We start from the raw sequence: 12872 nt of genomic DNA, 5'->3' as shown, positions 1-12872 counted from the left end.
CAAATTTAGTTTTCATTTTACTTCAATTTCTTACCCAAAACATTCGTGCAAATCGTAGTAAATACAACAATGCTAATCGAACTCAAAGGCATTAAAATCGCTGCAATTACTGGAGCTAACTGTCCAGTAACGGCAAAGTAAAGTCCAATGCTATTGTAAATAAAAGACAGTACGAAACTCCATTTTATAATGTTGATAGCCGATTTTGAAGCCTTTATAAAATGGTGTAATTTATTAAATTTAGTAGCATCTAAAATAGCATCACAGGCAGGTGAAAACACATTCACATTCTCCGAAACAGCAATGCCAACTTGGCTTTGTGCTAAAGCGCCAGCGTCATTCAGTCCATCACCAATCATCAATACTTTGGCGCCAGAGTTTTGGTGGTGTTTTATGTACTCCAATTTGTCTTCAGGTTTCTGATTAAAAAACAGTTTTGTTTTAGCAGGTAGTAGTTTTGATAAATTTTCTTGTTCACCAGCATTATCACCAGAAAGGATTACTAAATCATAATTCTTTTTTAATGCATTAAAAAGCTTAGAAAGCCCTTTTCTATATTTATTGTAAAACGTAAATTTCCCTTTGTATTGATTATTAGTGCTTACGTGAACAGCTGTATTTAAGGTTAGAGTTTTAGATGAAAACCCAACAAAAGGGGCAGACCCAATTTTTATAGAATCTCGATGATGCTGTGCTTCAATACCTTTTCCAATGTGCTCTTGGTAGCTATCTAACACTACAATATTATGCGCATTTAAAAGTGAATATAAAGAGCGGCTAAGTGGGTGATTGGAGTTTCGTAATGTACTTTTTAACAAGGATTCCTCATCATTAGAAAGTATTAAACCCTCATAATCTATTGCGGTTTCTTTATTTGCGGTTATAGTGCCAGTCTTATCAAAAATAATAGTGTCAATAGCAGCTAATTGTTCAATAACCGATGCGTTTTTTGCATAGAATTTTAGTTTTCCAAAGATGCGCAACAAATTCCCAAAGGTAAAAGGTGCTGCCAAAGCAATGGCACAGGGGCATGCAATAATAAGAACTGCAGTAAAAACATTCCATGCTTTTGAAGCATCAACAAAAAACCAAAACAAGGTTGCTATTACTGCTATACTAAGTACTGTAATGGTAAACTGTTTACTTATTTTGTTTGTCAGTGTAGTAAAGCTATCTTCTTTATTTTTGTTGAAAACATCGTTGCTCCAAAGTTGAGTTAAATAACTTTGCTCAACTGTTTTTATAACATCAACTTCAATACTACTATGTAACTGTTTGCCACCGGCAAATAATTTATCGCCAGATTGTTTTGAAACGGCTTCCGATTCACCAGTCACAAAACTATAGTCAATACGTGCATTTCCATTTATAAGAATACAATCTACAGGAATGAGTTCTTCATTTCTAATGAGTAATCTATCGCCTTTTTTAATATCGTAAACTTGAATAGATTCCTCTTTGTTATCCGAAGTAATTTTAGTTATTCCAATGGGGAAATAGGATTTGTAGTCTCTTTCAAAAGATAAGAAATTGTATGTTTTTTGCTGAAAAAATTTGCCCAGAAGCAAAAAGAAAATAAGCCCAGATAAGCTATCAAAAAAGCCTGTACCCCAATTAAAAATGATTTCTGCTGTACTTCTTAAAAATAAAACACTAACTCCTAAAGCAATAGGAACATCAATATTTAAGATATTAGATCGTAATCCTTTATAGGCTGAGATAAAATAATCTTGAGCCGAATAAAAAACAACAGGTAATGAAAAAGTAAACATCAACCATCTAAAAAGTGGTGCGTAGGTTTCAATCCAAAACCCAGAAACCTGAAAATACTCTGGAAATGATAAAAACATAATATTCCCAAAAGCAAAACCGGCAAAGCCCAATTTATAGATAAGCGACCTATCCGTATTTTTTTTACCAACACTGTAATCATCTAAACATATAAAGGGTTCGTAACCAATACTGCTTAATAATTTAACAACTTCTTTTAGAGAGACACTTTCGTTATTGTAAGTAATACGAACCGTTTTTTTGCCAAAATTCACTATAGATGATTGTATAGTAGGATTTAACTTATTAAGGTTTTCAAGAATCCAAATACAAGAACTACAATGGATATGTGGAATATAAAGTGTAGCAATCTGTGTTTTTTCGTCATTAAACTCTAGTAAGCTTTCTACAATTTTTTTGTTATCTAAAAAGTTGTATTTACCTTCTATATCACTTGGTTTAGCACCAGCAGCTTCTTGTAAATCATAATAGCATGTTAAGTCGTTTACAGAAAAAATTTCGTAAACCGTTTTACATCCATGACAACAAAATGACTTTTTATCATAAGTTATTTCGGAAGAAGTTGCATCCAATCCACAGTGGAAACACGTTTTATGTCCCATATATTTGCTCATTTATACCTGCGGCAAAAGTCATAAAACAAGTGCTTTTTAAATATGATATTTGTCATGTTTTCTGTATTTTTACAACACTTTAATTATTTACTATGAGCAAGTGCGAACAATGTATTATTAAACAATTTAACTCCTTGAAGTCTTTAACTAAAGATGAATTAGTAAGGATATCATCATGTAAAACTTCTAAAATCATTAAAAAAGGCGAGGTTATTTTTGAAGAAGGTGAAAATTTAAATGGCGTATATTGTGTAAAGGATGGTATCTGTAAACTGTCCAAGTTAAGCGAAAACGGAAAAGACCAAATCGTAAAAATGGTAGTAAAAGGCCAGTTATTAGGTCAGCGTTCATTAATTAGTGAAGAAAGCTCTAATTTACAAGCTATAGCTTTAAATGATATGGAAGTTTGTTTTATTCCTAAAAGTGAAATCATTGCAGATTTACAAAAAAACCCAAAATTCTCTTTTGATGTTTTAAAGGATATGGCCCACGATTTAAAAGAAGCTGATGATATTATTGTTAATATGGCTCAAAAGTCAGTAAAACAACGTCTTGCTGAAACCTTAGTGTATATTCACGATAGTTTTGGAGTGAATCCTGATGGCACATTAAGTGTTTTACTTTCTAGAGAAGATTATGCTAATATTGTTGGTACAGCTACCGAGTCTGCTATACGTGTTTTGTCTCAATTAAAAAAAGAAGGATTAATTTCAACAGTAGGTAAGTATATAAAAATAGAAAACTTACAAGGGTTAAAACGTGTTGAATAACTTACAAACTCATTTAAACTTTTTAAACAGGCTAAAAAATTACCTTTTTGCATCCAATTTCGTCTTTTTTTGTTCCGTAGCAATACTACCTAACCTAAAAAAGTCTTTAAGTGGTTAAAAATGACTGATTTCTACTCAATTCAAAAAGTTTAAATGAGCTCATTATTTAAAAATCTTGTTAAAGTATAGATAAATCTAATTACTAGATTCATTTTTTTGTATAAAAATATAGTATTTTTATACAGCTATGAAAAACAGTAAAATGTCCAGAAAAGGTTTTGTGTTTAAGAAATATGAAACACCTTATCAATCCCCTTTCGATAAAATTTTTGAAGTTTTTAAAGAATTAATTACATATACTTCTGGTGATTTTGATGAAGCTATAGATTGGTTGAAGGAATTAGATAAAGAATACAAACTCACAACTTCAGAATATACTATAGATGACTTTATCGAAGATTTAAAAAAGAAAGGGTATATAAGAGAAGAAATTGACAATGATGGTCAAGGAGGAAGTATGGCCATTACTGCGAAAACGGAACGTGCCATTCGACAGCAAGCTTTAGATCATATTTTCGGAAAAATTAAGCGTAGTGGACAGGGCAATCATAAAAGTAAAAGCCCAGGAATAGGTGATGAGCACACGGGTGATTTCAGAGGCTATCAATTTGGAGATGCTTTGGATAAAGTGTCTATGACCGAAAGCTTAAAAAATGCACAAATTAGTCATGGTATTGACAATTTCACCTTATCTGAAGACGATTTGGTGGTAGAAGAAACACTCCATAAATCGCAAATGAGTACAGTGTTGATGATTGATATTAGTCATAGCATGATTCTTTATGGAGAAGACCGAATTACCCCAGCAAAAAAGGTAGCTATGGCATTAGCTGAATTAATTACTACAAGATACCCAAAAGATACTTTAGATATCTTGGTTTTTGGTAATGATGCTTGGCAAATTGACATTAAAGATTTACCTTATTTAAAAGTAGGCCCTTACCATACCAACACGGTTTCAGGTTTACAATTAGCAATGGATTTATTACGCAGAAAACGAAATACTAATAAACAAATTTTTATGATTACCGATGGAAAGCCAAGTTGCTTACGTTTGCCAGACGGGCAGTATTATAAAAACAGTAATGGTTTAGATAAACATATCGTAAATAAGTGTTATGCAATGGCACAACAAGCCAGGCGTTTACATATACCAATTACAACATTTATGATAGCAAAAGACAGCTATTTAATGCAATTTGTAAGAGAGTTTACCTATGCTAATCAAGGAAAGGCTTTTTATACAGGTATAAAAGGTTTAGGCGAAATGATTTTTGAAGATTACGAAACAAATAGAAAGAAAAGAATAAGAGGATAATAATTAGCTGTTAGGTATAAGCTTTTAGCTTAAAATAAGCTTGCTAATAGCCAAAAGTAAACAGCCAAAAGCTATAGAATGAAAAGTATAAAAACATTAGGAGAATTAATAAAATCTGGATACAAAAATAAATCCATAAAAGATGAATTAAGAGACAATTTAATTCAGAAAATAAAAAGTAAAGAGACCACATTTGTAGGTGTTCATGGTTATGAAAACACAGTAATTCCAGAGTTAGAACGTGCCATATTATCAAGGCATAATATTAACTTATTGGGTTTGCGGGGGCAGGCCAAAACCCGTTTAGCACGTTTAATGCTGAATTTATTAGATGAATACATTCCATATGTTGAAGGTTCTGAAATTAATGATGATCCATTGCAACCAATTTCAAGGTATGCCATAGAATTAATAAAAGAAAAAGGTGATAGTACACCTATTTCATGGCTACATAGAAGTGCCCGTTTTGCAGAAAAATTAGCAACACCAGATGTAACCGTTGCTGATATTATAGGTGATGTTGACCCTATAAAAGCTGCAAATTTAAAATTAAGTTATGCAGATGATCGTGTGATTCATTATGGAATGATTCCAAGAGCAAATCGCTGTATTTTTGTAATTAACGAATTACCAGACTTGCAGGCTAGAATTCAAGTCGCATTGTTTAATATTTTACAAGAAGGCGATATTCAAATTAGAGGTTTTAAGTTACGTTTGCCACTGGATATTCAATTTTTATTTACAGCAAACCCTGAAGACTATACCAATAGAGGTAGTATTGTAACACCTTTAAAAGATAGAATAGGCTCTCAAATTTTAACACATTATCCAGCAGATATCGAAACGGCTAGATTAATAACCGAGCAAGAAGCTAAAGTCGTTGAAGCTCAAAATACATTAGTTATAGTTCCCGATTTAGCAAGAGATTTACTAGAACAAGTTGTATTTGAAGCCAGAGAAAGCGAGTTTATTGATGCCAAGAGTGGCGTAAGTGCACGTTTAAGTATTACAGCTTTAGAAAATTTACTCAGCACAGCAGAACGACGGACTTTAATGGTTGGCGATGGACAGACTATGTTGCGATTATCGGATTTTGTAGGTGTTATTCCTTCTATTACTGGAAAAGTTGAATTGGTTTATGAAGGTGAACAAGAAGGCGCTGCAGTAGTTGCTTATAATTTAATAGGCGAAGCTGTAAAAAGTTTATTTCCTGAGTTTTTTCCTAAGATAGAAAAATTACAAAAGCAAGAAGAAGAGAGTCCTTATGATGATATTATATCTTGGTTTTTTAATCAAAAGGATGGTTTTGAATTGTTAGATGATTTAAGAGATAAAGAGTATAAGGCTTTATTGGATGCTATTTCGCCTTTAGATGATTTGTTAGCTGAATATCAACCTAACTTATTAAAACAAGACAGCTATTTTGTAAAAGAATTTGTGCTTTGGGCTTTAGTGGAATTTAAACAGTTAAGTAAACACAGGTTTACTGAAGGTGTTCAATTTAAAGATCCTTACGGTAGTTTTATAAACGATTTATAAAATTCGAAATTTTAACTTGAAATTTTTAACCGAAAAAATGTTTTTTTCGGTTTTTTTATTTTTTGCAGTTATTAATTATTCAAAAATGTAATGGTCATTTTTTCGAATTGATAATCTGTGGCGTTCTATTTATTACATATTGAATAGTTTTAAGAATAGTTCTTATTTAATAGGTTTTTAGCTGTTTAACTTCTAATTTCTTCAAAATTAAAATTAGAATTAAACAAAAACAACATATTTTTTATGGATAAAATCGAAGCCCAGATAAGTCTGCTTTCATTTGATATAGATAATACTTTAATAGATTTTCATACGTATAAAAGTAACTTTGGGAAAATATGGAAAAAGTACAAACCAAAAGATGTTCTTTTAACTTATAATACAGGGCGATTAATTGATGATGTTCTTTATTTAATAGATAAAGGTGTTCTTCCCCAACCCGATTATATAATTTCTGGTGTCGGAACACATATTTATAATTATAACGATAAAAGTCTAGTAAAAGAGTTTAATCATGTTCTTGATGATGGATGGGACTTAAAATCTGTTGAAAATGTAATTCAAAACATTGATCATCCAATAAGTGATCAACCTACTAAATTTCAACATGCCTATAAAAGAAGTTATTTTTTTCACAACGCAACTCCCGAACTAATAACTAGCGTAGAACAAGATTTTGCTGATGCGAATATGCATATTAACGTTGTGTATTCAGGAGGTAAGTTTTTAGATATTCTTCCAAAATTTGCTAATAAAGCTAATGCATTACAATGGTTGTTAGAGAAACTAAACATAAAGACTAACCAGGTTATGGTTGCCGGCGATAGTGGTAATGACTCGGCTATGTTTGATATTAAGGATGTAAAAGGTATTGTAGTAGCCAATGCCCATGAAGAACTTTACCAATACACAAAGCATAGGCAAGTTTATCATACCGAAAATGAAAAAGGTGATGGGATTATTGAAGGATTAGTCTATTACAAAGTATTACCACAGGAAGCTAAAGTAGATACTAATGTTGACCATACCGATGATTTTTTTATAAAACAAGAACTAAGTCATATTGCCACAGAAGATGAAGACGAGAAAATTGCACTGATTCGTGAAGGCTATGAAAAGGCCATTGAAGCTCTAAAAAAGAATATCACACCACTTGGTTTTTCGGCATGTTCTATAAAGGATAATGTAGCTCATGGAACAGATGAAAATTATTATAGTGTTTGGGCAAGAGATGGTGCTATTACTGTTATTGGTGCCTTACCGCTTATTCATAAAGATAAAGAGATTCATAAATGTGTCCGACAAACACTTATCACTTTATTTGAACACATCTCCAGAAATGGGCAAATACCATCAAATGTTAGAATAAAAGACAATATTCCAGATTATTCAGGTGTTGGAGGTATTTGTTCCATAGATAGTGGGATATGGGTCGTTATTGCTTTTTATGAATATGTAAATGTGACCAAGGATATAAAATTCCTAAGAGATTATATTTCGGATATTAAAGAAACCATGAGATGGTTAGGTGCTCACGATAGTAATAATGATGCACTATTGGAAATACCCGAAGCAGGGGATTGGACCGATTTATTTGGCAGAAGTTATAATATACTTTATGATGAAATTCTTTGGTATCGTTCTAATGTATGTTTTGGAAGACTCTTGGAGATGTTGGGTGATCATGAACAAGCAGGTGAATATATTCGTTGGTCACAAGTCATAAAAAAAGAAATATTACAAAATTTTTGGCCTTCAACACAACAGCAGCTATTTCAAACAGTATCATTTGCAGAAAAGCAATTTACGCTTGGAGATACATCATATTTAATAGCACAAACAACACCATTTGATTTTAGTTGGAGATGCGATACACTTGGTAATATTCTAGCCTTTTTACATGGAACCATTGACTCCGAAAAAGCCCACCAAACCTTTAAATTTATGTTAGGTGTAGGCGTTAATGACCCTTTTCCTGTTGCTAATGTATATCCCGTGGTAAGCCCAGGAGATCCTGATTGGAGACCTTATTACACCGTTAATTTATTGAATTTACCAAATCACTACCATAATGGTGGAATATGGCCATTTGTTGGTGGTTTTTGGGTTAAGTTTATTAATAAATTAGGTTTAAAAGATATTGCAATAGCCGAATTACACAAGTTAGCACTTATAAATAAAGAAGGCATAAATGAAGAGTGGGAGTTTAACGAATGGGCACACGGAACAACTGGAAAACCCATGGGTAAAGCCTATCAAGCATGGTCTGCAGCACAATACATTTCTGCTTGCCATGATTTAAAAATAATTAATAAATAACTAAAAAATAATACTATGAAATCGATTTTAATGATCTCTTTACACGGATATGTAGCTGCAAATCCAGAACTAGGAAAACCAGATACAGGAGGACAGGTAGTGTATGTACTTGAGCTTGCAGATCGTTTCAGTAGGCTAGGTAAAAATGTAGATTTATTAACACGACAGTTTGAGAACCAACCTGAATACGACCATGTTAATGAAAATTTTAATGTATGGCGAATCCCTTTTGGAGGAAAAGAATTTATCCGAAAGGAAGATATGCATGATCATTTAAAGAAGTTTGTTACCAATACTTTGGCTGCAATAAAAAAAGAACGTAAAAAGTACGATGTTATTTATTCCCATTATTGGGATGCTGGTTGGGCAGGTCAAAAAATTGCTGAAGAGTTAGGTATATCACATGTACACACACCACATTCATTAGGCTGGTGGAAACAACATACCATGGGTAGCGATATGAACGAAAAAGAAATGGAAACCTATCGTTTTAAAGAACGTATAAGAAAGGAGTACTTTGTATTTCAAATGTGTAATCATGTTATAGCAACAACTTTACCTCAAGTAGATTTATTAACGCAACAATATGATGTATTACCTAGAAATTGCTCAATGATTCCCCCAGGAATTGATGAAAATCGTTTTTATCCCGTGCCAACAAAAGAAAACGATAAAATACGGGCAAAATATGATATTCATCCAACCGATATTTTAGCTTTAGGAAGAATGGCACATAATAAAGGCTATGACTTACTTATAAAAGCTTTGCCCACAGTTTTTGAATTGTGCCCAGAAGCACGTTTAGTTGCGGCAGTTGGAGGAGATTCTGCACAAGATAAACAAGGGATAAAAAAATTAAAAGCACTAGCCAATGATCTTGGTGTTAACGATAAGATTAAGTGGAAGAATTATATAGCAGATGAAGATTTAGCAAACGTATATCGTTCAGCAAACATTTTTGCTATGCCCTCGAGATATGAACCGTTTGGAATGGTAGCCATTGAGGCTATGGCATGCGGAACTCCAAGTGTAATTACGGTACATGGCGGTTTAAATGATTTGATTGATTTTGGTAATCAGGCTTTATTTGCAGACCCACATCGTCCAATAGAGTTTGGAGCAATGATGTCTATGCCTCTGTTATATCCAAATTTAAGAAATGAATTATCTGTTGAAGGCGCTCGCTTTGCAAGAAGAAACTTTGGATGGACAGGTATTGCTAAACGTATGCTTCAGGAGTTTAGAAACTCTATAAATCAGCGGACTATGGAATCCAATATTTATTAATAGTTTAATACAAGGCAAATGTCAAACATAGTTTGTTTTGGAGAGGTACTTTGGGATATGTTTCCAACGCATAAAAAAATTGGTGGTGCACCACTTAATGTCGCATTGCGACTAAATTCTTTTGGACACAATGTTAAAATGATTAGTGCTATTGGTAATGATGAAAATGGTAAAGCACTAATTCAGCATATACATGAAACAGGTTTGGATACCGTAACCTATATCCAAAGGCTTATCGATTATAAAACAGGCGATGTTAAGGTAACGCTTAACAATAAAGGATCTGCAACTTACGATATTATGTATCCCAGAGCATGGGACAAAATAGAACTTAATGAAATGAGCAAAGATATAGTTAGTAAGTCTAACGCTTTTGTTTTTGGAAGTTTGATAACTAGAGATGAGGTTTCAAAAAGTACGCTTTACAGCCTTATAGATAATGCAAGCTATAATATATTCGACCTTAATTTACGAGCACCTTACTATACTAAATCTATTTTAACACATCTGATGGAAAAGGCGGACTTTATAAAGTTTAATGATGACGAATTATATGAGGTAGCCAGTTTCTTAAATTCAAAATATGATAGCTTAGAAGACAACTTAGAATACATTTCAGAACAAACCAATACAGATCATATTTGTGTGACAAGAGGTGAGCATGGAGCAGTATTGCTTTATAATAATGCGCTATATTATAATAACGGTTATCAAATAAAAGTAAAAGATACAGTAGGTGCAGGCGATTCTTTTTTAGGAGCTTTAATAAGTCAATTGTTAAGTAATGTAGAGCCACAAAAAGCTATCAATTTTGCTTGTGGTGTTGGTGCTTTGGTAGCACAAAGTGAAGGTGCAAACCCCAAACTTTCGTTATCTGAGATTAATACTTTTATAAACCCTTAAGCAGCTTACCAAGTATCTCTACTTTTAATATTATTAGCACATAACTCAATAATCTGATTTATACGTTTTTTTCTTGTGTCTTCGCGTTTGGCGCTGTGTAACCAAGACAGGTAGCTTTTTCTATAACCTCTTGCGAAATTTTGATAGTTTTCAAATGCCAATTTGTTTTTATCGAATGCAACTTGAAGTTCTTTAGGAATAATGCCATTTTCAACATCGTCCATGGCTGTCCATGTCCCTGTTTTTTTTGCAAGCTCAATCATTTTATGCCCAGAAGGATGAATTAATCCTGCTTTGGTTAATTCTTTTACATATTTTTTATTGAGAGCGCTCCAAGTACTTTTTGGATTTCTAGGGCAGAAGTACTGTCGCCTTTTTCCATTTCCTAAACTTTTTACAGTAGAATCAATCCAACCAAAACAAATAGCCACTTTAACAGCCTCTTCCCATCGCATTGTGGGGACTTTCATTTCTAGTTTGTAAAAAATAAGATATACTGCTTTTTCTTTGCTATGGTTGTTAAGTAGCCAATCATACCAATCGGTGTGGCGTTCAAAATGGAGTTCAGGAAGGTTCAAAACAATTATAGTTGTTTAAATTCCGCATAAAAATCTTTGTCAAAAACTACTGGTATTTTACTGGAAGGGGTTTCTAAAGTCTGCCATTCAACTTTTGGATAAATCCAATGTTCATCATCCGCGATTTTTACTTGAATAGGCATATCAAAACCTTCAACAATATTAGTCCAACGGTATTTTAAAGTTTTCTTTTTTATTGAATATTCTAGTGTAGGAACCATAGTGGTTCTTAAATACTGATTAAAAAATTCAGTTAAATCTATACCAGTTTCTTTAGATAAAAAATCTTCAATTTGCTGTGTGGTTACGGTTTGATGGTAAAAAGTAACATTCATTTTTCGTAAAATTTTTCGCCATTTTTCATCGTCTTCAACAAGTTGTCTTAAGGTATGGAGCATATTGGCTCCTTTGTAATACATGTCTGCAGAACCTTCGCTATTAACATTGTAATTCCCTATTAAAGGTCTATCGTTTGCAATGTTTCTACGGGTACCAATAACATATTCTGCAGCTGCTTCTTTACCGTAGTAATAATCTAAAAAGAGGTTTTCTGAATACGAGGTAAATCCTTCGTGAATCCACATATCAGCAACATCTTTATTGGTAATATTATTAGCAAACCATTCATGTCCAGCTTCATGAACGATAATAAAATCAAATTTTAAACCCCAACCTGTACCAGACAAGTCGTTTCCTAAATATCCATTTTTATATTGGTTTCCATAAGTCACAGAACTTTGATGTTCCATACCTAAATAGGGCACTTCAACAAGTTTAAAACTATCTGAGTAAAAAGGGTACTGCCCAAACCAATGCTCAAAAGCTTTCATCATTTTTGGAGCTTGTTTAAAGTGCTCTTTGGCTTTTTCTAAATTATCTCTAAGTACATAATAATTCATGTCTAGGTTGCCACCTTGCCCGTCATAAACCTCTGAAAAATTCACATAATCACCAATATTAATATTAACACCATAATTATTAATAGGGTTACGAACATACCAATGGTAGGTTTTGGTATCTCCAATTTGTTCAACAAGCTGTAATCTACCATTTGAAACATTCATTAATTTATCAGGAACATTAACGCTAATTTTCATGCTGTCTACTTCATCATACATATGGTCTTTACAAGGCCACCATGCACTTGCTCCCAAACCCTGACAAGCCGATGCTATAAAATGATTACCATTTTTGTCTTTTTTCCAAGAAATACCGCCATCCCAAGGTGCTTTTATAGCTACCCTTGGGTGCCCTTGATAATAGACATCTAAGCTTTTTATTTCGCCTATATTCTGCTGTTCGTAAAATGAAACAAAATGGACATTGCCATCATGTTTTACCTGCAATGCTTTACCATTTTGAATGATTTTTAATATAGTCATTGGCGATTGCAAATCAATTTGCATCACAGAATCGCTTTTTAAAACTTTGTATTGAATGGTATTCTTACCTGAAATGAATTTATTGTCAGGATCTACTTTAATATCTAAGTGATAGTAGGTTAAATCCCACCATTCACGTTCTGGAGTTATACTTCCTCTTAAAGTATCTTGTCTTGTGAAGTTTGTTTTTTTTGTTAATAAACCTTGTGCATTTAATAAACCAAAAGGTATTATTAAAAAAAATACGAGTAGGCAGATATAGTTTTTCATTAATTTAAAATTTTCACTAAAATTAAATAAAAAGGTTCTTA

General features: G+C 32.7%; 9 protein-coding genes. 6 read left to right on the top strand and 3 right to left on the bottom strand.

Going from position 1 to position 12872, the window contains the following annotated elements; genetic code table 11:
• Positions 1-17 precede the first annotated feature (17 nt).
• Positions 18-2393 carry a heavy metal translocating P-type ATPase gene (locus ABD941_RS02255; RefSeq protein WP_345272363.1) on the bottom strand — a complete coding sequence of 792 codons (2376 nt, stop codon included), beginning with the start codon at positions 2391-2393 and terminating at the stop codon, positions 18-20.
• Between the two features lie 104 nt (positions 2394-2497).
• On the opposite strand from ABD941_RS02255, the gene ABD941_RS02250 reads away from it, so the two are divergent.
• From ABD941_RS02250 to ABD941_RS02225, 6 genes are all read left to right on the top strand, one after another.
• Positions 2498-3175, top strand: a complete 678-nt coding sequence (locus tag ABD941_RS02250; RefSeq protein ID WP_345272362.1) for a Crp/Fnr family transcriptional regulator — start codon at positions 2498-2500, stop codon at positions 3173-3175.
• Between the two features lie 247 nt (positions 3176-3422).
• Positions 3423-4553: a vWA domain-containing protein gene (locus ABD941_RS02245; RefSeq protein WP_345272360.1), complete on the top strand. Its 1131-nt coding sequence runs from the start codon at positions 3423-3425 to the stop codon at positions 4551-4553.
• A 78-nt stretch (positions 4554-4631) separates the two neighbouring features.
• Entirely contained in the window at positions 4632-6092 is a 1461-nt protein-coding gene (locus tag ABD941_RS02240) for a magnesium chelatase (RefSeq protein ID WP_345272359.1), read from the top strand.
• A gap of 243 nt (positions 6093-6335) precedes the next feature.
• Positions 6336-8411, top strand: a complete 2076-nt coding sequence (locus ABD941_RS02235; protein ID WP_345272357.1) for an HAD-IIB family hydrolase — start codon at positions 6336-6338, stop codon at positions 8409-8411.
• A 15-nt stretch (positions 8412-8426) separates the two neighbouring features.
• The gene (locus ABD941_RS02230) at positions 8427-9698 is read left to right on the top strand and encodes a glycosyltransferase (protein WP_345192527.1); all 1272 of its coding nucleotides are present in this window, start codon (positions 8427-8429) and stop codon (positions 9696-9698) included.
• 18 nt (positions 9699-9716) lie between these two features.
• Positions 9717-10601, top strand: coding sequence for a carbohydrate kinase family protein (locus tag ABD941_RS02225; protein WP_345272356.1), 885 nt, complete (start codon positions 9717-9719; stop codon positions 10599-10601).
• A 5-nt stretch (positions 10602-10606) separates the two neighbouring features.
• Here ABD941_RS02225 and ABD941_RS02220 read toward each other — a convergent pair whose 3' ends face one another.
• Both ABD941_RS02220 and ABD941_RS02215 read right to left on the bottom strand, forming a co-directional pair.
• Entirely contained in the window at positions 10607-11179 is a 573-nt protein-coding gene (locus tag ABD941_RS02220) for a YdeI/OmpD-associated family protein (protein WP_345272355.1), read from the bottom strand.
• Positions 11180-11184: 5 nt separating this feature from the next.
• Entirely contained in the window at positions 11185-12831 is a 1647-nt protein-coding gene (locus ABD941_RS02215) for a M1 family metallopeptidase (protein WP_345272354.1), read from the bottom strand.
• Positions 12832-12872 lie beyond the last annotated feature (41 nt).

The sequence above is a fragment of the Flaviramulus aquimarinus genome (assembly GCF_039543205.1).
Taxonomy (GTDB): Bacteria; Bacteroidota; Bacteroidia; order Flavobacteriales; family Flavobacteriaceae; genus Flaviramulus_B; species Flaviramulus_B aquimarinus.
This window is presented reverse-complemented; position numbering and strand designations above follow the sequence as displayed.